The organism is Mangrovibacillus sp. Mu-81 (genome assembly GCF_036867415.1).
GTDB lineage: Bacteria > Bacillota > Bacilli > Bacillales > Bacillaceae_B > Rossellomorea.
Genome location: NZ_JBAJHU010000005.1, coordinates 160365 through 182053, shown reverse-complemented (window position 1 = coordinate 182053; position 21689 = coordinate 160365). Strand labels below are relative to the sequence as shown.

At 45.1% G+C, this 21689-nt stretch carries 15 protein-coding genes; 2 read left to right on the top strand and 13 right to left on the bottom strand.

Going from position 1 to position 21689, the window contains the following annotated elements:
• Positions 1-185 precede the first annotated feature (185 nt).
• On the top strand, positions 186-1688 hold the full coding sequence (zwf, locus tag V6B33_RS12995) for a glucose-6-phosphate dehydrogenase (protein ID WP_334218166.1): 1503 nt from the start codon (positions 186-188) through the stop codon (positions 1686-1688).
• Between the two features lie 366 nt (positions 1689-2054).
• Here zwf and gndA read toward each other — a convergent pair whose 3' ends face one another.
• From gndA to mce, 6 genes are all read right to left on the bottom strand, one after another.
• A complete protein-coding gene (gene gndA, locus V6B33_RS12990) occupies positions 2055-3464 on the bottom strand; it encodes an NADP-dependent phosphogluconate dehydrogenase (RefSeq protein ID WP_334218165.1) in 1410 nt (469 codons plus the stop codon).
• 157 nt (positions 3465-3621) lie between these two features.
• Complete coding sequence (locus tag V6B33_RS12985; protein ID WP_334218164.1) at positions 3622-4875, bottom strand: DNA polymerase IV; 1254 nt, start codon at positions 4873-4875, stop codon at positions 3622-3624.
• A gap of 21 nt (positions 4876-4896) precedes the next feature.
• Positions 4897-5370 (bottom strand): chemotaxis protein CheW, encoded by a 474-nt coding sequence (locus tag V6B33_RS12980; RefSeq protein WP_334218163.1) that lies wholly within the window; start codon positions 5368-5370, stop codon positions 4897-4899.
• A 429-nt stretch (positions 5371-5799) separates the two neighbouring features.
• Positions 5800-6921 (bottom strand): M20/M25/M40 family metallo-hydrolase, encoded by a 1122-nt coding sequence (locus V6B33_RS12975; RefSeq protein ID WP_334218162.1) that lies wholly within the window; start codon positions 6919-6921, stop codon positions 5800-5802.
• Positions 6922-6994: 73 nt separating this feature from the next.
• Complete coding sequence (locus tag V6B33_RS12970) at positions 6995-8542, bottom strand: acyl-CoA carboxylase subunit beta (protein ID WP_334218161.1); 1548 nt, start codon at positions 8540-8542, stop codon at positions 6995-6997.
• The gene (gene mce / locus V6B33_RS12965) at positions 8542-8961 is read right to left on the bottom strand and encodes a methylmalonyl-CoA epimerase (RefSeq protein ID WP_334218160.1); all 420 of its coding nucleotides are present in this window, start codon (positions 8959-8961) and stop codon (positions 8542-8544) included. The genes V6B33_RS12970 and mce overlap by 1 nt, the downstream gene beginning before the upstream one ends.
• Positions 8962-9144: 183 nt before the next feature.
• Between mce and prli42 the strand changes: the two genes are divergently transcribed.
• Complete coding sequence (gene prli42 / locus V6B33_RS12960) at positions 9145-9240, top strand: stressosome-associated protein Prli42 (protein WP_172250231.1); 96 nt, start codon at positions 9145-9147, stop codon at positions 9238-9240.
• Positions 9241-9491: 251 nt separating this feature from the next.
• Here the strand turns inward: prli42 and V6B33_RS12955 are convergent, their stop codons facing one another.
• The 7 genes from V6B33_RS12955 to V6B33_RS12925 all read right to left on the bottom strand — a co-directional run bounded on the left by V6B33_RS12955 (position 9492) and on the right by V6B33_RS12925 (position 21320).
• On the bottom strand, positions 9492-9995 hold the full coding sequence (locus V6B33_RS12955; RefSeq protein ID WP_334218159.1) for a L,D-transpeptidase: 504 nt from the start codon (positions 9993-9995) through the stop codon (positions 9492-9494).
• Between the two features lie 25 nt (positions 9996-10020).
• On the bottom strand, positions 10021-11007 hold the full coding sequence (locus V6B33_RS12950) for an aromatic acid exporter family protein (protein WP_334218158.1): 987 nt from the start codon (positions 11005-11007) through the stop codon (positions 10021-10023).
• Positions 11008-11149: 142 nt separating this feature from the next.
• On the bottom strand, positions 11150-11587 hold the full coding sequence (locus tag V6B33_RS12945; protein WP_334218157.1) for a BrxA/BrxB family bacilliredoxin: 438 nt from the start codon (positions 11585-11587) through the stop codon (positions 11150-11152).
• 127 nt (positions 11588-11714) lie between these two features.
• The gene (meaB, locus tag V6B33_RS12940; protein WP_442915525.1) at positions 11715-12746 is read right to left on the bottom strand and encodes a methylmalonyl Co-A mutase-associated GTPase MeaB; all 1032 of its coding nucleotides are present in this window, start codon (positions 12744-12746) and stop codon (positions 11715-11717) included.
• A complete protein-coding gene (gene scpA, locus V6B33_RS12935; protein ID WP_334218155.1) occupies positions 12746-14911 on the bottom strand; it encodes a methylmalonyl-CoA mutase in 2166 nt (721 codons plus the stop codon). The genes meaB and scpA overlap by 1 nt, the downstream gene beginning before the upstream one ends.
• Complete coding sequence (locus V6B33_RS12930; protein WP_334218154.1) at positions 14901-16715, bottom strand: methylmalonyl-CoA mutase family protein; 1815 nt, start codon at positions 16713-16715, stop codon at positions 14901-14903. The genes scpA and V6B33_RS12930 overlap by 11 nt, the downstream gene beginning before the upstream one ends.
• A gap of 246 nt (positions 16716-16961) precedes the next feature.
• Positions 16962-21320 carry a S8 family serine peptidase gene (locus V6B33_RS12925; protein ID WP_334218153.1) on the bottom strand — a complete coding sequence of 1453 codons (4359 nt, stop codon included), beginning with the start codon at positions 21318-21320 and terminating at the stop codon, positions 16962-16964.
• Positions 21321-21689 lie beyond the last annotated feature (369 nt).

Here is a 21689-nt window from a genome sequence, read left to right as displayed (position 1 = left end):
AAGTAATAAGTTTTAAAAATAAAGCCAACATAAAAGGTGAAGTTCCATTCAGTTAAAAGTTTGTCGGCATATGATTTGCTAAATGCTCCGTTAATCTTTAAAATTAAATAATTGTAATAGATAATAAATAAGAAGAAACATTCTTTTATAACAGATCAGCAACTAGATAAAGTGAGGTCATGACAGTGAAAAATTCTAATACACCCTCTTCTCTGATTACCATTTTTGGAGCTACAGGGGATTTAGCAAAAAGAAAACTATATCCATCTCTTTATCATTTGTTCCGTAAAGGAAAAATCTCGGAACGTTTTGCCGTCATCGGAGTCGGACGCCGCCACTGGTCAAATGAAGAATTTCAAGAGCATGTAAGAACGTCTGTACATAATGCCCTCGGCAATAATGAAAACATCGATGGGTTCGTTTCCCATTTTTTCTATCAGCAAAATGATTTATCGAATAGTGACTCCTATGGGGCGCAGAAACAACTTTCGGAGGAGCTGGACGAACAATATCAATTGGAAGGGAACCGTATTTTCTACCTGGCGATGGCTCCGGAATTCTTCGGAACCATTACAGACCAATTGAAGATACAGGGATTGACCGACACAAAAGGGTTCCAGCGCCTGGTCATTGAGAAGCCCTTCGGACATGACCTTCCATCAGCTGAAAAGCTGAACAGTCAAATCCGCGAGTCCTTCACGGAAGATCAAATTTACCGTATCGACCACTACCTCGGAAAAGAAATGGTGCAGAATATTGAGGTGATCCGTTTTGCCAATGCCATGTTTGAACCGTTATGGAATAATCGGTATATTTCAAACATCCAGGTGACTTCTTCTGAAGAACTGGGAGTGGAAGAACGCGGCCGTTATTATGAGAAAAGCGGGGCTTTGAGAGATATGGTACAGAACCATATGCTTCAAATGGTTGCGCTCCTTGCGATGGAACCTCCGATCAAATTGACGACGGACGAAATCAGAAGTGAAAAAGTCCGTGTGCTGAGGGCACTTCGTCCATTCCAATCCGAAGAAGTCAAAGACTATTTTGTGCGCGGCCAGTATGGTCCAGGTACTTCAAAGGACCAAAAAGTCGTGGGATACCGTGAAGCAGAAAATGTGAATGACTTTTCCAACACTGAAACATTTGTTGCCGGGAAGCTGATGATCGATAATTTCCGCTGGGCCGGAGTACCATTCTATATCCGGACAGGAAAACGAATGGCTGCCAAGTCCACGAAAATCGTCATACAATTCAAGGATATCCCGATGAATTTATACTACAATACTGACAAGCCGCTGGCACCGAATCTGCTGGTCATCCACATTCAGCCTGAAGAAGGCATCACACTTCACTTGAATGTCAAGAAATCCGGCCAGAACATTGAGACAACACCGGTAAAATTAAATTTTGCCAATACAAGTGTCGACGGGCTGAATACTCCAGAAGCATATGAAAAGCTTCTCAATGATTGCATGCGCGGAGATGCCACGAATTTCACCCACTGGGATGAAGTGAAACTGTCCTGGGCATTTGTAGATAAGATTTCTGAAGTCTGGGAAAAGACACGCGATGAGCAGTTCCCTAACTATGATTCGGGTTCAATGGGACCTAAAGCCGCCGATAATCTCTTGGCGAAGGATGGATACTATTGGTGGCCGATAGCCAACCTGGATGTAGAACAATGTTAGGAGCACTCAAGTCAAGAACACTGAGATATCACAGGCATGCATGCTGTTGTTTGTTGAATTGAAGAGAACGGCCAAGGGTCAACTCTTGGTCGTTTTTGTTTGAAATACGTTTTTCGGAAGGAAACGAGGCAGATTTTAGAGGAAAAATAGATCAATGGGACTGTTAAAGTGAATTTGTTACTTTATCTTGCCGAGATCCAAATTATTCTTGCCGTTTCAATGGATAATATTTCCTTTTTGACCATTATTCTTGCCAAAAACTCAATAATCTTGCCGATTAACAATATTATACACATACCACAACCAAGTCTATCCTTTCTTCCAAGTAAAAGCCCCGCTGAATCAGCGGGGCTTTTACTTGCATTTTTATTTCATCCACTCAGTATGGAACGTACCTTCCTTGTCTACACGCTCATACGTATGCGCACCAAAGTAGTCACGCTGAGCCTGTATCAAATTGGCCGGCAGCGTTTCTGTACGATAGCTGTCATAATATGAAAGCGCCGCTGAGAAGCCGGGTACTGGGACACCATTCTGAACGGCTACAGAGATAACGTCACGAAGTGCGTATTGATAACTTTCCACGATTTCCTTGAAGTAAGGATCGAGGAGAAGATTTGAAAGACTTGCTTCACGGTCATAGGCTTCTTTGATCTTCTGAAGAAATTGAGCGCGAATGATGCAGCCTCCACGGAAAATCATAGCGATATCTCCGTATTGAAGGTTCCAATCATATTCGTCGCTCGCAGCACGCATTTGCGCAAATCCTTGGGCATATGAACAGATTTTGCTCATGTAAAGGGCTTTGCGTATGGATTCGACGAGAGCTTGCTTATCACCAGTGAAAGCAGATGTGTCAGGACCTTTCAGGATTTTGCTCGCTTTGATGCGCTCGTCCTTGATGGCTGATATAAAGCGGGCAAATACGGATTCGGTGATGATCGGCAGGGATACACCCAGGTCCAGGGCACTTTGACTTGTCCATTTACCGGTACCTTTTTGGCCGGCTTTATCAAGAATGACATCAACCATTGGCTTGCCGGTTTCCTCATCTTTTTTCGTGAAGATATCAGCTGTTATTTCAATGAGATAGCTGTCCAGCTCACCTTTATTCCACTCAGCGAACACTTCGTGAAGTTCTTCGGCACTAAGTCCAAGAACATTCTTCATAAGGAAGTAAGATTCTGCAATCAGCTGCATATCACCGTATTCGATCCCATTGTGGACCATTTTCACATAGTGTCCGGCGCCATCCGGACCGATGTAGGTTGTACATGCTTCGCCGTTTACTTTTGCAGCAATATCTTTAAGAATCGGAGCAACAAGCTCGTATGCTTCCTTCTGACCGCCCGGCATGATTGATGGGCCGGTCAATGCCCCTTCTTCCCCGCCTGATACACCTGTACCGATAAAGTGAATGCCGGATTCACTCAGTTCATGATTACGTCTTCTGGTATCTTCGAAAAACGTGTTACCGCCGTCGATTAGAATATCCCCTTTCTCAAGGAAGGGTTTCAATTGATCAATGGTAGCATCGGTTGCTTTCCCCGCCTTTACCATAAGAAGGATTTTTCTGGGTTTCTCTAGAGAATTCACAAATTCTTCAATCGTGTATGTAGGTACAATCTGCTTTCCGCTTGATTCATTCACCATTTCATCTGTTTTTTCACGGGAACGATTATAAACAGATACAGAATATCCTCTGCTTTCAATATTCCATGCAAGGTTTTTTCCCATTACTGCTAATCCAATAACACCGATTTCCTGCTTAGACATTTCAGTCCACGTCCTTTCTGTGTAGGTTTTCTGTTTATAAATTATTTCATAAACACGTCAAATAATCCCTTTCAATCTAACAAGAATACACGGACGATGCAACTAATCCGATTCTTTAAATCCCGGCACCTGTCTGCTCCGTTTCTTAGAATGCCCATTAATCTCGTAAAAAGTCTTTATTAAAACTTGTATCCTGCTTGGAATCATAGGCCGATCCCTTCTTTTTTTCTCTGATTCCCTTCGAGATGGAACCTTTACCGAACTTTTCCTGTAGTTTGGAAAGGACATTGTATAAGGGTTCATCTTTTGCCGTTCTTTCATATGAAAACAGATCAAGCTGCTCTGTCGCTTCGTTTTTTTCAATTAAATCCTGTACCGTCACTCCCAAGAGCCTTACAGGATCCCCATTCCAGTGTTTGATAAAAAGCTCCTTGGAATAATGAAACAAATCTTCTCTTTTCATGACTGGGTTTTCCACTTTCCTGCTTCTTGTAATCGTTTTTCTGAATTTGTCACGAATCATAATTTGAACAGTGGTACCTACTACATCCTTCTGTTTAAGCCTCTCAGAAACTTTGGTACAAAGCCGTTCGATTGTTGAGAGGAGTTCATTTTGATTCGTGGTATCCTTCGGGAGTGTCGTCGAATTGCCCACGCTCTTATAATCATAGATCGAATCAGGATCCACAACGCGCCTGTCCGAGCCATTCGCACGTTCCTTCAAGCGTAATCCGTTAATTCCGAGTACGGATTTAAGCTGAATATCATTGGCATATGCCAACTCCTTACATGTTTCGATTCCCAGGCTGTTCAGCTTTTCCGCTGTTTTCGCGCCGACTCCATGCATTTCAATGACGGGAAGCGGCCATAGCTTGGCGGGAATATCCCTTTTTCTCAAAACAGTTATTCCCATAGGCTTTTTCATATCGGAAGCGGTTTTTGCAAGAAATTTGTTTGGGGCAATGCCTATCGAGCAAGGCAGGTCCAATTGACTTTTTATTTGGGTTTGAATAGAAGAAGCTATTTCCAGCGGGGTACCGATTTCATATGAGTCGGTAATATCCACATAACCTTCATCGATGGAGACCGGCTCAACCAGGTCAGAGTATTGTCTTAATATAGCGAACATGCCTTTAGAAGCAGCGCGGTACCGATCGAAATTAGGCGTCTTAATGATCAGGTTTGGACATAGTTTTTTAGCTTCCCAAAGAGGCATAGTCGTTTTCACTCCGAAGCTTCTTGCTTCATAACTGCAAGTAACGATAATGCCTTTTCTCTCTTTCGGGTTTCCAGCTATCGCTAGTGGCTTCCCCTTAAGGCTGGGGTCGTATGCCATTTCAACCGATGCGTAAAAACTGTTCATATCGACGTGAAGAATGACCCTGCCATTCTTGGGGTAATGTGAATTCATACGATCGCGTCTTTCATATCATTAATTTTGTGAGATTTTTTGCTTGTGAACATAATCCTTTATTTCTTTTATTCCTTCCAGACTTTCCACCAAAACCTCCGGGTCAATCTTTGTGATGATCCGATCCTCGAGGTTGATTACACTATTGAAATATTTTGTCTTCGAATAAGCCAGCAATCCGACATCCGTGACCGATTCATCGGCTACTTCAAGAATTTCTTTTGCTTCCTTTACTACAAGCCCGACTTGCAGGGTATCTGTATGTACGACAAGCAGGAATAATCCTTCTTCAGCATTCAAAACTTCATTGTATAAAATGGAGGCAAGATCCAGTACCGGGATGAGTTCATTTCTTACTTTGATTAATCCGAGTACATAAGGAGGAAGATGTGGAACCGGGTTGATATTCTCTAGTTTTTCAATCGAAACTACATTTTGAATCGGCAGTGCATACTCTTCCCTGCCTGCATGGAAAACGACTACTTTTGTCATCATTCTCATTTCTCCTCTCAACACTTTGTTTATGTACTTCTAATGTACCATATTTGAACTATTTTGGAGAGGTTAAACAGCTGTTAGGAATAAGAATGTCCACTAACATAAAATGTTAATGGACATCGTGATTGATGCAGAAGGGGCTTGTCCTATGAAATCAAAAGCCCTGACTCCGTTTTTCTATTTGTCCAGCTCCGCCGGCTAGAGGCTCCAGTCATAAGCCATGACATCCAAAAAGGCAAAATGCGCCTTTATGGCTGCCCTGTCTTATGCTTGTGCCTCTGTGCAAGCCGGCTCCGCTTTTCTATTTGTCCAGCTCCGCCGGCTAGAGGCTCCAGTCATAAGCCATGACATCCAAAAAGGCAAAATGCGCCTTTATGGCTGACCTGTCTTATGCTTGTCGCCTCTGTGCAAGCCGGCTCCGCTTTTCTATTCAGCCACTTCCTGAATGACTGCTACGACCATTTCAGCCAGTTTGTTCAATTCTTCGACTGGCATTCTTTCGCTTTTCGTGTGGATTTCTTCATATCCGACAGCCAAGTTGACGGTTGGTACACCGAAGCCTGCGATGACGTTTGCATCGCTTCCGCCTCCGCTTGTCAGCAGCTCACTCGGGCGGCCGATTTTCTTGGCAGCACGTTTAGCCACTTCGACGACTTCGTCACCATCACTGAATTTGAATCCAGGGTACATTACCTGTACCTCCACTTCGGCTTTCCCGCCCATTTCTTCTGCCACAGTTTCAAAGGCAGATTTCATCTTTTCCACTTGTTTTTCCATTTTTTCAGGCACGAGTGAACGCGCTTCAGCTAAAATGTCTACTTGCTCGCAAACGATATTTGTTGCTTTACCGCCTTCAAACCGTCCAATGTTAGCAGTTGTTTCCTCGTCGATGCGCCCAAGCGGCATTTTAGCAATCGCTTTTGCAGCAATGGTGATTGCGGATACACCTTTCTCAGGAGCGACACCGGCATGTGCTGTCTTACCGAAAATCGTTGCAAGGACTTTTGCCTGCGTCGGAGCCGCGACGATAATGTTACCGACTTTCCCGTCCGAATCAAGGGCAAATCCGTATTTCGCTTTCACGAGGGAAGAATCGAGTGCTTTAGCCCCTACGAGACCGGATTCTTCACCTGCGGTAATGATGAACTGGATATCGCCGTGAGGGATATCTTCTTCTTTCAGGATACGTACGGCTTCGAGCATCGTTGCGAGTCCTGCTTTATCATCCGCCCCGAGGATCGTCGTCCCGTCGGAGTATACATACCCATCATCCTTGACAGTCGGTTTGACTCCTTTTGCAGGAACGACTGTATCCATGTGGGAAGTGAAATAAATGGTATCGACACCTTCTTTATTGCCTTTCAGGTTACAGATGAGGTTACCGGCACCGTGACCGGTCACACTCATTGTGTCATCTTCGAATACATCTACACCCAGATCTGTAAACTTTTTCGTTAAAACCTTTGCAATTTCTGCTTCATCTTTTGTTTCGGAATCGATTTGTACCAATTCCAGGAATTCATTTAATAAACGTTCTTGATTTATCATTAGACTGACCTCCACAATATGTATTCACTGTTCTAGTATATCGTGAATGTGAGAACCGGACAAATAAACTTCCTTATAGAGGAATATTTCCGTGTTTTTTCGCAGGTCTCTCTTCTTTTTTGTTTCTCATCATTTCAAGTCCCTGAATAAGCTTGATCCGGGTTTCTCTTGGATCGATGACATCATCGACCATCCCGCGTGATGCGGCTACATAAGGATTTGCAAATTTCTCGCGGTATTCTTCGATTTTCTGTTCGCGAAGCTCTTCTGGGGCATCGCTTCCGGCAATTTCCCGTGCAAAAATGATATTGGCGGCTCCCTGTGGCCCCATTACGGCAATTTCTGCATTCGGCCAGGCAAATACAAGGTCTGCACCGATCGACTTGCTGTTCAGCGCCACATAAGCCCCGCCGTATGCTTTTCTTAGAATGACCGTCATCTTTGGCACAGTCGCTTCTGAATAGGCGTATAGGATTTTCGCTCCGTGACGGATGATGCCCCCATGCTCCTGTTTGATCCCCGGGAAGAAGCCTGTGACATCTTCAAATGTGATCAATGGAATATTAAAGGAATCGCAGAACCGGATGAACCTTGACGCTTTATCGGAAGAGTCGATATCCAGCCCTCCCGCCATAAATTTCGGCTGGTTACATACGAGCCCTACCACTTCACCCTTAATACGTGCCAGGCCAACCACGATATTCTTGGCAAACTCCTTTTGCACTTCCATGAAACTTCCCTCATCGACGATTTCATTGATGACAGTCCGAACGTCATACGGACGGATTGCATCGAATGGGATAAGATCTGTTAAATCAGCACGGTAATCATCATCTTCCGAAACCTCGAGACGGGGTGGCTTCTCCTCATTATTCTGGGGTAAATAACTTAATAACCTGCGGACGTCGAGAAGGACTTCTTCTTCTGTCTTCCCCCTGAAATGCGCATTACCGCTGATCGTATTGTGTACTTTCGCACCGCCAAGGTCCTCGGAACTTATTTTTTCACCGGTAACCGTCTCGATTACTTTAGGACCTGTGATGAACATCTGGCTCGTTTCATCGACCATGAATACAAAATCGGTAATCGCAGGGGAATAAACTGCCCCGCCTGCACACGGACCCATGATGACAGAAATTTGGGGGATGACTCCTGAATAAATCGAGTTACGGTAGAAAATATGCCCGTACCCGTCAAGGGAAACCACACCTTCCTGGATGCGCGCACCACCCGAATCATTCAACCCGATGAAAGGTGCTCCATTTTTGACGGCCAAATCCATGACATTGGCAATTTTCTTCGCATGCATTTCCCCGAGCGCACCGCCAAACACGGTGAAATCCTGAGAAAACAGATAAATCGGATTTCCGTTGACTTTGCCGTAACCGGTGACTACCCCGTCCCCGGGACCGTTCACTCCGTTCAACCCGAAATCTGAACATCTATGTTCAATGAAAGGGTTCAATTCAACGAAGCTTCCGGGATCGACCAGGATGTCGATTCTTTCCCTTGCGGTCAACTTCCCTTTTTCATGCTGTTTATCAATTTTGGCATCCCCGCCGCCAAGTTCCACTTCTCTTCTGCGGTCATATAATTCATTAATCTTTTCATAAATATCCATTATGCACGATCCTCCTTGATGTTCGTTTTATCACAAAGCTCATACAGAACGCCATGTGATGATTTCGGATGCATGAAGGCAACCATGGCCCCGCCTGCTCCTTGCTTTGGCTCTTCATTGATCATTTTCACACCTTTTTCGCGCAATTCCAGGATACGTTCTTCGATTCCTTCTACTCCAAAGGCTAAGTGATGAATTCCTTCCCCTTTTTTTTCGATGAACTTTGCAATGGGACTTTCTTTATGTAGCGGTTCAAGTAATTCGAGTTTGATATTTCCCCCGTCAATAAATGCAACTTTGACACCTTGGGATGCCACTTCTTCAACTTTCAACAGCTTCAGTCCGAGCGTCTGTTCATAAAATGGAAGAACATGTTGTATAGAAGATACTGCTATCCCGATGTGATCGACTCTTTTCATTCTTGCCATCCCCTCACTTGTTGTACTCCTATCTCTATAACAATTCGATCCCATCTGTCGAAAATCCTCCTATTTTACCGAATAAATAAAGCGCTTTCTCTAAGTGGACAGGTTGTATTATCTGTTCAATCACGATAAAATATATCTATAATTTAAATGGATTCATTGGAATGGAGAGATTCGATGGGTAACAAGAAAATGCAGAAAATCGTAGTGTACTTGATGCTATTTGCCATGATTGCCTCCACTATCATGGCCGGGCTGACATTTTTACTATAAGGAAGCGGCACAGGGAAAGTGATGCAAAGACTGCTCTGCAAGCTCATATAAAAAAGGATCTGCCGATCGACGAAGTCGAACAGCAGATCTTTTTTCATTTGATAGGAAAGGATAAATTCAACCTGGATAATTGGCCAGCTCCGGGGCTTAGAGGCACATGTCATAAGTCAAACCGGCCAAGAAGGCAAGAACGCGTTCGTGGCCGATTCGCCTTATGCCACCCGCCTCTGTTCAAAGCCTCTCCGCTTTTCTTATTTAATTGCACCGTATTCTTTCCCCAGCTGCTCAAAAGATTTTGAAGATTTCACCACGAGGACCCTTGTCCCGACCGGCACTCTGTCAAAAAGAAAGTCTACATTCACATTCAAGAGCCGGATGCACCCGTTTGAAATATACTTTCCGATGCTTGAGGGCTTATTCGTTCCGTGGATGCCGTAAATCCTTCCATCCGTGCCTTCAGCATCAAATCCGATCCATCTTGATCCAAGTGGATTCCCCGGGTCGCCGCCCGGAATATCCTTTTTGCGGTAATAGGGATTTTTCGCTTTCACTGTGACGGTAAACAGTCCTTCGGGAGTTGAATCGGCGGTTTTCCCGGTGGCGGCCGGATAGGTGCCGGCAATCTTCCCTTCATCGATATATGCAAGCTGATTTGTCGCTTTATTTATGATCAGGAACGGATCGCCGGGTAGAGGGTTTCTGCCCAGCGGCCAAATTGGAGAAGCCATAAGCAGAAAAACAAGAAGTAAACGCATTGGTCGTCTCACCCTTTATATAGATTTAAGTGTAGTTTACTTCTCTTTTCCTCTTATCATTCTTTTGGATGCCTTTAAAGGAACTTTTAATCAATAAGTACTGTTCCATTTCTTTCACAAACTGATAGAGGGCTGCGCGTACTTCAAACTCCTCCCTTGTTTTGGGTAAGTCCATCTGTTCGAACTCGACTTTCATATCATACAGTTTTTTCAAGTAGAAGAGTGCGGTATTGCCCGGATGGATATGCCGGCTGAGTTCTTCCAGGAAATGTGCTATTTTCTTTCCGGGTTCGACCCTTATTGAAATCGAAGCAGCGATCGGAAGGATGCGCTGAAGGATTTCAAATTGCTTTTCCCTCATTTTAAAGTAGACATAATAGATGTCTTCGTTTCGGAGAAAATGATTTTCTACATCTTTGAAGGCAAGTGTTTTAGCTTCCCTCAGCAGCTCTTCCGTTTCCGTGATCTCTTTACCGTCCCAATCGCTCTGATTGGTCTTGAGATGATTGATCAGTTCACAGAAGATTTTATAAAAGTTGTTTTCGATTTTTTCCTGATAATCGGCAAGCTTGTTTTCTACACTCGGCATGTACAGATTCATGATCAATGCGATGCCGATCCCGATCACGATGATCCCAAGTTCGTTCCTGAAGAGGTCCATTGTTACATTTCCCGCAGAATAGACATGGAGAATGATGACTGAGCTTGTGACGATCCCTTCTTTTATCCGCATTGAAACCATTACGGGGATGAAGACAAGAAGCAGGAGACCGATGACGACGGGATGATAGTCAATGAATTCAAAGAATGCAGCAGAGAATAACATCCCGATCACACAGGCGATGAAGCGGCTCGAGGATGCCTGAACGGATTTTTTCTTAGTGTTTTGAATACACAGGATGGTCAGGATCCCGGCAGAGACGAAGTTATCAAGGTGAAACATTTGAGCGATACTGATCGCCAGGGCAGTCCCGATTCCCGTTTTAAGTGTTCGATAACCTATACGGAACATTCTACTTACTCCTAACAGTTAAAATGATTCTTTAAGAATACCATATAGAAGCGCTGATAAAAAAGAAGAATGAACGAATCCAGAAAAAGCAAAAAAAATAAACCTGCCGGCATTTTCCTGACAGGTCTATTTCGTATAATGATTAAACTTCTTCGCAATAGTCATCAAAATAGGATTGCAGTTTGTTCACAACCGACATTGGGTCATGACCTTCAATCTCATGTCTCTCCACCATTGTCACAAGCTTTCCGTCTTTCAAAAGAGCGAATGATGGTGAGGATGGCGGGTAACCGGTAAAGTAATTGCGCGCTTTAGCCGTTGCTTCTTTATCCTGGCCTGCAAACACAGTAACCAACTGATCCGGTCTTTTATCGTAGTGAATGGCATGAGCCGCTGCAGGACGGGCAATGCCCCCGGCACATCCGCATACTGAGTTGATCATGACAAGTGTAGTACCCGGCTTTGTGAAAGCCTGATCCACTTCTTCTTCTGTCGTTAATTGTGAATAACCGGATGTCTCCATTTCCTGACGGGCCTGGCGGACGACATCGTTCATAAATAAATTGAAATCCATATCCATTCTTGGACTCTCCTTTTCGATACTCTATATTCTTTATCACTCTTCATTATTCTCGAAGTTTGATGTATCACCATCATAACAAGTTTGAGCCTTCATTTTCAATTAAAATTGACTAAAAAGGTCTGGATTAAGATTGCTTGTATAAATCGAGCAATTCTTCAATCGCCTTAGAAGTGGTAAGACCGCCGCTCTTTACTTTTTCTTCAAACTGTGAAATGTACGGTTTAATCCTTTCATGCAGGAAGAAATCAGTTAGAATGCGATCTTTTAACATAGTATAGAACCATTCTTTCTTTTGAATGGACCTCCTGCTCTGAAAGCTGCCGATTTCTTTCGTTTTGCTTTCGAAATCCTTGATGACTTCCCATATTTCACTTAGTCCTCTTTTTTCAAGGGAGGAGCAAGTATATGCCCTGGAACCCCAACCCTTTGTTGCCGGTACAAGAAAATGAAGAATCTGATTCAGTTCACGTCTCGTTTTTTCAGCGAGGCGCTTATTTTCACCATCAGCTTTATTGACGACCATTGCATCACAAAGCTCCATGATGCCCTTTTTCATACCCTGGAGCTCGTCTCCCGCTCCGGTGATCGCGAGTAACAGGAAGAAGTCCACCATTTGTCTGACCATGATTTCACTTTGACCCACTCCCACCGTTTCTATGATGATGATGTCATAGCCGGCTGCTTCACACAACAGAAGTGTTTCATTCGTTTTCCTGTGTACACCGCCGAGGGTCCCTGCAGTAGGTGACGGCCTGACAAACGCTTTCGGGTTTTTCGATAACTGCTCCATCCTGGTTTTATCCCCTAAAATGCTGCCCCCTGATAAGGAAGAACTCGGATCGATTGCAAGAACCGCCACTGAATGCCCCTTGTTACAGAGCATTTCACCAAATGCTTCGATAAATGTACTTTTTCCGGCACCCGGGACCCCCGTGATCCCGATCCGAAGGCTGTTACCCGTATGGGGCATCACTTCCCCGAGAAGTTGCTGCCCCCATTCGTAATGATGGGCGGCGTTGCTCTCGATCAGGGTGATGGCCTTTGCCAGGGAGCTGCGATTTCCATTGAGGATACCTTCTCTAAGAGCAGGGACCGGAACGGGATCGTTCTTTCTCTTCACAAACCTACTCTTTTTTCCCGGATTTTGAGCATCCATTATTCGGTCACTTCCTCGTAACCCAGTACTTGATAGATTTCCTTGATCACTTTTTGTGCGGCGACCGGAATGATCGTGCCCGGACCGAACACAGCCGAGGCCCCGTTTTTCAACAGAAACTCATAGTCCTTCGCCGGGATGACACCTCCCACAACCACCAGTATGTCTTCCCTTCCCAATTTTTTCAGCTCGGCAGCAAGCTGTGGAAGGAGAGTTTTATGGCCAGCTGCGAGGGAGCTGAATCCGATGACATGGACATCGTTTTCGACTGCCTGCAAAGCCGTTTCTACAGGTGTCTGGAATAACGGTCCAATATCGACATCAAATCCAAGGTCGGCGAATGCTGTACTGATCACTTTCGCTCCGCGGTCGTGACCGTCCTGCCCCATCTTGGCAATCAGGATGCGCGGTCTTCGTCCTTCATTCTCCAAGAAGTCCGCTGTCATTTCCTGTACGACTGCAATTTCCTGCTCGTTTGAAAAGTTAGAACTGTATACTCCGCTGATGCTCCTTATCGTCGCTTTATGCCTTCCCGACACTGTTTCAACCGCATCGGATATTTCACCGAGCGTTGCCCGCACCCTTGCAGCTTCAACCGCTTTCTCAAGAAGATTCCCAACACCAGACTTTGCAGCTGCAGTCAGAGCTTCAAGAGCATGGATCACTTCCTCTTCATTTCTCTCCTCTTTCAGCTTCTGAATTCTTTCAATTTGTTTCTGTCTTACTGCTGTATTATCAATATCGAGAGTTTCGATATCATCCTCTTTATCCAGCCGGTGCTTATTCACCCCGATGATTGATTCTTTTCCCGAATCGATCATCGCCTGCCTTCTCGCAGCTGCTTCCTCAATCCGCATCTTAGGAAGTCCGGTCTCAATAGCTTTCGTCATTCCGCCGAGTTCCTCTATCTCTTCAATATGCTCCCACGCTTTCTCCATCAGCTGCTCAGTCAGAGTTTCCACATAATAGGAACCAGCCCACGGATCAATGACTTTGGTGATTCCCGTTTCTTCCTGGAGATACAATTGGGTATTGCGGGCAATCCGTGCCGAGAAATCAGTCGGCAGGGCAATCGCTTCATCCAACGCGTTAGTATGGAGCGATTGAGTGTGTCCCATCGCTGCTGCGTGGGCTTCCAATAACGTCCGCGTCACGTTATTGAATGGGTCCTGCTCAGTCAAACTCCATCCTGAAGTTTGTGAATGCGTCCTGAGCGCCATCGATTTTGGGTTTTCAGGGTTGAAGGTTTTCATCATTTTCGCCCAGATACTTCTCGCCGCCCTCATTTTCGCCACTTCCATAAAGTAGTTCATTCCCACTGCCCAGAAGAACGAAAGGCGCGGGGCGAAGGAATCGATACCGATTCCCGATTTCAGTCCAGTCCTTACATATTCAAGCCCGTCAGCGAGTGTATAGGCAAGTTCGATATCCGCAGGAGCACCCGCTTCCTGCATATGATAGCCCGAAATACTGATGCTGTTGAATTTCGGCATATTCTTCGAAGTGTACTCAAAGATATCTGCGATGATTTTCATAGAAGTTTCAGGCGGGTAAATATATGTGTTCCTCACCATGTACTCTTTTAAAATATCATTCTGAATGGTGCCGGACAGTTTCTCCCGGGATACCCCTTGTTCTTCGGCGGTCACGATATAAAAAGCCAAAATCGGAAGGACCGCTCCATTCATGGTCATGGATACCGACATCTGGTCAAGCGGGATGCCATCGAACAGAATCTTCATATCCAGTATGGAATCAATGGCCACCCCGGCTTTCCCGACATCACCGACCACCCGGGGATGATCTGAATCATACCCTCTGTGGGTCGCAAGATCGAATGCCACAGACAAACCCTTTTGTCCCATACTTAAATTTCTTCTGTAGAAAGCATTACTTTCTTCTGCAGTGGAAAAGCCCGCATACTGCCTGACCGTCCACGGCCTGTTCACATACATGGTCGGATATGGACCCCTTGTATAGGGAGCAATACCGGGCAAACCCCCGCGATGAGAGAGTGACGCCGTATCTTCCCCGGTATATAAAGTCTTAACCGTTAATTTTTCATTGGTCTCATATGTGCTGCCTGCGTCAGCTTCGATCTTGAAGCCCCCTTCTTCCGTATCCGAAAAAGGATCTATTTCCTGCCAATTGGGCTTATTCAACATGATTCTCCTCCTCCCAGATGCTCAGTAAGCCGTTTAGTTTCATGAGCATGTCCTGTTTGAAATAAATACTGCCATTCAACCCCTGTCTTTCCCATTCATGCATCTTCCCGCCATCGAAACGACCGGCAATATCCACTTTCACCGCTGCATTCCGGTTCTTTACCAATTCCAAGATAAGGGGCAGGGATTCTTCATAATCTTCATCTTTTCCGCAAACAACATAATAGGGCAGGTCTGTTTCCTCAATAAAGCGCAGGATGTCTTCCTTACTAAAGCAATCCCGGCTGACAATGCTGCGGATCCCGCCCGTCGCTAGAAATCCGCTGACAAAATCCGCCCTTGCTTTAAATGATTTCAATTCTTTCAATCCGATGATCCCTGCATTCGGCTCAATCCCTTTTTCGGTCAAGTCTTGTGCACGCTTTCTCAACTGCTCGAATGGAAGGGATATACGTTCTCCTCCTTCTGCGCGGCCGGACGGCAGGACATCTTCGAGATTTGCGTATATATTCGTACCGATCATGGATTGCTGTCTGGTTGCCAAGTCAGCCATTCTGATCTCCTTCACCTCGTTGACTTCTTCCCGGATCGCCCCGGATAAGAGAAGACTCTGCAGTCCGCCTCGTGAATCGATAGATTGAAAGTGTCTCCACGACCTTTTACCGACTTCTTCAGTCAGCCGCTCCAAATAATAAGAGCCGCCTCCCGGATCACTCACTTTGTTTAAATGTGCTTCTTCCCCGAGAATAAGCTGCATGTTGCGTGCGATCCTTTCAGAAAACGGTCCCGCTTCCCCTTTGATCGAGTCAAAAGGATGGACAGTTAAATAGTTGACGCCTGCAAGGATCGCTGAAAATGCTTCCCCGCCTGAACGGAGCAAGTTCACATGTGAATCAAGCATGGATTTATTAAATCCTGATGTTTCAGCACTGACGGAGATGGATTTTCTGACCACATCCTGCTCGAGACCATAAGCAGTGAGTATTTCCTGCCACAGTTTCTTGAATGCCCTCAATTTCGCTATTTCCATAAAAAAGTGACTTCCCGCTGAAAAATGAAAGTGAATTTTGCTGGCGATCTTTTCAAGCGTCCATCCATTATCGACCAGTCGCCCGATGTACATTACCCCTTCACTTAAAGCGTATGATAATTCCTGAATGGCGTTGCAACCCGATTGGTGATACGGAACCGTGTTCACTGTCACAGTTTTCACATCCGGCATCACTATGTCTGCTTTTTCTACCGATTCGAACCATTGTTCAAAAGGGATTTCATGTTGGCGAAACCCATGTGCCGACACCGGATCATATCCAAAAACGCCATGGATGTTCCGGAATGATGGATTCCCCGCTGCCAAATCAGCCATTCGGTCCAGAAAAGACAGGTTGTTCTTCTCAATATTAAAAAGCGGGTGTGCACCCTCGACGGCATTCAGTATGAACTGATCAAATTCTTCATCCGCTTCAAGGGAATCAATGGAAAAAGATAGGCAATTCTGTCCTCTTGAAAGGGCATCGCCCAATGCGTCCGAAAGCTCATTCCATGACTTTCTTTTAACATTTTGTGCAATGTACCAATCTTTGGGTTCATTCATCTTTTCCTCGATATCAGGAATATAAGATGCTACCCGGTCAAGTTCCGGCAGGTCTTCAACCCGGTAAAGAGGTTTGAGATCGATCCCCTCATAAGTTTTTGTATGTAAGGAAGTGACACTTTTTCCTTTTAACGCTTTTTCTGCAGCCTTCTGCCATTCCTTAAGGGAAGGTGCAGAAAATGACTGTGCTTTCATTTTGCTTAGATTCATAGTACCCCTCTTCCTCCCTGATAATTGTAATCGTTTTCAAAAACTTTCGTAAACATAACCATCCCATTTATCTCACTTCATATTGGAATGAATTGATGAAAATTCAAAATTTTTATTCAATACTATTTTAGTATATAAAAAACTGGCGTTATCTTCAATTACTGATTGTTCATTGGGGATTTTCAGGTTTACCTTTATGTACGAAAAGAAGAGCCGGCATGCCGGCTCTTCCCCACTCTGAATCTGTTATTTTTTCGTGTTGATATATAGCTTGCCTTCTGCCCGTTCAGTGGTGACATTCCCAAATTCATCAGATATTTTCACTTCGACCACTGCCCCAGGTGCTTTCACATTGGAAGTTGCTGTGTAGTACCCCACGTAATGTCCTTCAGATGTTTCCATCATCGGAAGTTCAGTTGCATTATTCAATTGTGCTCCAGCATTGGTCAACGGCATGTGGATAACGAATGTTGCATCTAAACCAGGCTCACTGTCAAATTCGATTTTCACAGATTCACCTTTTTTCAGTTCCTTATCCTCAGAAGGAAGGAGATTTTCAATTTCGATATCGCCAAACTTTGCATAGACGGTTACCGTTTTCTTCTTTTTATTTCCAGCCTTGTCTTTTGCAACGACTTGGATGACGTTTTCTCCTTCATCCAGGAGAAGACGATGGCTGAATTCCCCATCTTTTACAGAGGCTTTTTCGCCGTTTACTTTTACCCAGGCAAGATGATCCTCCGCGATGGTTCCTTTGACCGTAATCGCTTCACGATTTGTTTTCAACCCTTCTTCCGGAGAAGTAATCGCAAGTTCAGGTTTCTCTTGATCCAGGGTAATAGTAACAGGTTCGGAAGCCCCCGTCATGCCTTGCTCCGTGGCTGCTTTCGCTGTAATCGTATTCTCTCCTGCATTCAAGGTAACATCGGCAGTAAATGTTCCTTCTTCAGTCGTTTCGGCAGAAGCCACTTCTTCTTCCCCATTGAAAAGGTGAACGGTGGTCGTAGGTGATGATGTCCCTTCGACAGTGACCGTCTCGTTTTTCGTGTAGGATCCGTCTTTAGGTGAAGTAATGGCTGGTGCTGTTACTTCATAATTAACAGTGGCGCGAATCATATAGTTCCCCTCATCTTCAGGAGCAGGAGACCAGGCACCACCGACGAATTGCCAGCTGCGTGCTGCATTCTCACCGTCTTCATCTGTACCCAGACCAGGTGAATTAGGGTTTGGAGCCGATTGAATGTAGACCAAATAGAAGTCTCCATCGACCATAATTCCGTGTTCACTTAAATCAACATGCGTCCATTCACCATTTCGCAATGCAGTGGCATCAAATGGTCCTGCAAGCTTCTTACCAGGTGCTCCGTCAGTTCCGGAAGCATCATATACTTCCACTTGGAAATCAGTTCCGCCCGGCACCGGCCATTCAGTATCCCAGAAACGGAATAGTCCGCCCGTTACCATTGCGGAATCATTGCCTTCCTCAAGTGACATCTTCACGGCCCATCCATTACCTGCATCATAAAATGCCCGTGCGTTTTCTGCAGTTCCATCATCATACCCGATTTCACCAGGATACCCGATGAATGGTTCCAAGGAAACATCGGCTGTCACAGCTTCCCCGCCTTCAATCGTCACACTCGCTTCCTGGCTGTAGTAATAAGGAGCAACGACTTTAAGCGTGTAATCGCCTTCATACGCTTCGAGTTCGTATTCACCATCAGCATTTGTTTCGGCCGGCGTCACGACGGCATCTTCCATTAAGAAGACTGTCGCTCCTTCAACCGGTTCACCTGTAGCTTGATTCGTCACTACACCTGACACATTACCACGTGGAATCTCTTCCAATGTGAAGTTTGCTGCAGATGTCGCGTCTGCTTCCACATTTACACTCTGTGTCTGTGATTTGAAACCGTAAGTTGAAGCCTGAAGGGTGAATTCACCTGCTGCATGGGTCATTTGATAAGATCCGTCTGCAGGGTCCGTGTAAGCAGAGCGACCTGTCTCCAGCACTGTCACTTCAGCCTGTAACGGTAATAATACCGGAGCTGGTGCAGTACCATCCGCAGGTGCTTCTTTCTTAACAGGTCTCATCATCTCAATTTTACTTGGGTTCACACTAGGTTTCTTGGAAACCGATGAAGAGCTGTCGCTCTTCGACTTTAATCCTAATTGAGCTTTACCGGACGGAAGGATTGATTCTGCACTTAATTTGACATCATCCAGATACCATCCTTGTTTGACGACACTTCCATCGGTAGTCACATTGAATGCTACGTAGACACGCTGTCCTGCATAGCCACTTAAGTCAACCTCACCATCTACCCAGCCGTCTGTCACATTGTTCACTCGGAGGGCCTGTGTCCAGTTCTCTCCGTCTGTGGAAACAAATACATGACCATAATCGTAATTACGTTCGAGTTCATGCCACTGCTTGAACTGCAGGTAGCTGTTTCCTTCCGGCAAATCGATCGGAGGCATCTGCAGCGACATATTTGCCCCGCTGTCGTAGTTTCCATCCAGATTAGTGGCATACACTTTCTCTCCTGAAACTGCGCTCTCAGGACCTGTAGTCGGAACACCCCACTCCCAGCTGTTCGCTTCTCCATAAGAAGTCCAGCCTGCCGGAGATGATTCAAAATCCTGTTCGTATCCTACTGAGATTCCAGGCAGTAAAGGTACTGTATAAGTATCACTCTCAATTTCATTCCCGCCAAAGTCCAACGCACTCCACTTGTAATTCACGCTGTCTCCAGTTAAGTCTTCACCAGGAATGGCTGCATCATAAGAACCTTCTGTATAGTCGCCGGATGTTCTTACAGCGTCCAGGGAAACCCATTCACCATCCGCGTTCTGATAGTTCAAAGAAACACTCGTTACACTGACGTTATCACTTACATCCGCTTGAAGAGGTAAATTCATTTCTTTAAACGCTTCTCCAGGGGCGTCATGTGAAATGGCAGGGGCTTCCGTATCATCCCCTTCTTTCGATACATTTCCTTCAATTTTCCCAATACCGCTCATCACGGATGATACTGCATCAAATGCATTTACCAGTCCGTGTCCATAGCCGTTATTCGGCGATTCCGGGAAAGTACCGTCCGTCAATGGGATGGCTGTAGACGTCAATATTTCTTCAATGTCATCGACAGTCAAGTCCGCATTAACCTGTCGTAATAGTGCTGCAACTGCCGATACGTGAGGACCGGCCATCGATGTACCATTCCATCCGCCTTCATAATTGCTTCCCGGAACGGAAGAACGGATGTTCACGCCCGGAGCAGAAATTTCAGGTTTCACTTCATCATAAGGAGACGGGCCTTGTAAAGAGAAGCCTGCAAGATTATTACTGCTGTCAGTTGCTCCCGTTGCAAATGACTCTGGATAGTTCGCCGGTGTTGCAACCGAACCAGGTCCTCCAGGATTGAATAAAGTGGTATTACCTGCTGAGAATTCAGGGAAGATCTCTGCCGCTCTCCAAGCAGTTACCATTTCACGGTACCATTCATCTAATCCCGGTCCGCCGCCCCATGAGTTATTGACAACATCCGGAGCCATTTCTGGATGGGGATTTCCATCTGCATCTTTAGGAGCAAGGATCCACTCTCCCGCTTCCAGTAAATCCACATCTGTTCCCCCATCAGCAGTGAACGCTTTAACCGCAATCCACTTCGCACCAGGGGCAACACCGACTTGATTACTTCCATCCGGTTCTGAACCGACCATCGTACCGGTTACGTGGGTTCCATGTCCCTGATCATCATATGGTGCACCCTGACCGGCAGTTGCGTCAAACCAGTTGAATTCATTGTCCGGAGTATCGGGATTTTGAGGATCATATCCTCTGTACTTCTCTTTCAATGCCGGGTGATTCCATTGAACGCCGGTATCGATGGAAGCTACAACTGTCCCGGCACCGTCGATTCCCATATCCCAAACGGCCGGAGCACCGATTTGCTCGAGGTTCCACTCGATTGAAGATGGGTTATTGTCCGCTTTTTCAGCCTTTTTAACATCCAGTGCTGCTGCAGATCCCTCTGCTTTAACCGGCTGGATGAGCTGGCGGGTTTCATTTGGTAAAATCTTCGCTACTTCAGGGAAATGAGCGATCTTTTCCATGACTTCCTTTGTACTTGTTACAGCCATACCGTTAACGACATAAAAGTTCTTTACATTTTTAACAGCACCGCTCTTTTTTTGCTTGTTTAAGTATTTTTTCACTTCTGCTTGAGTTTCAAGTGCAGTGGCACGCAGCTCTGAAACAACCATATTCCGCTTTAGCAGCTTTTTATTATTTGCTGTAAGCTTTTGTTTCTCAGCCTTTTCAGCCGCTTTTTTTGCTACGCCCTTAGTGTCGACCTGCTCCTTGAACTTCACTAAGTATGTGACGTGCTCATTCTTATTGAATTGTTCCTGCAGTTTAGAGGTGATCTTCGCTTGCGGACTCACTTTTGCTGTATCATTTACTGATGTAGAAGCTTTTTCTTTTGCCAGACTTGGCATTGAGGTACTTGCCGCGTTAGAGTTAAATGGACACATTAGTGGAATGAACATGACTAGGGTCAATACGATTGAAAGCCACTTTCTTTTACTTCTTCCCCTCATTGAATTCCCTCCCGAATTTTGTGATGTTTCCTTTCAAAATTCACCTCCCCTACGATATTCACCAACATGGAAAAATGTAGGTGTTAAACCAAAGATAACCAACTATAATTGTAAAATGTTGTAATATTTTGTCACTTTTAATCTGAATTTTCAGAAAATGAACGAATGGTCGGATTCTTCCTATTTCACTTCAGGAGAAAAGTCTCAGACATTCCATAACTATGGGCATATTCACGAAGATCAAGTTGGAAAACAGGGGTGAAAAGAAGGAGAGGGAGGGTCGATACATTTTTCAAAATAAAAAAATAAGCATTTAGGGACATACCATATTATCGTAATAAATCTTGCACTAAAGGATGCCCAGGAAAG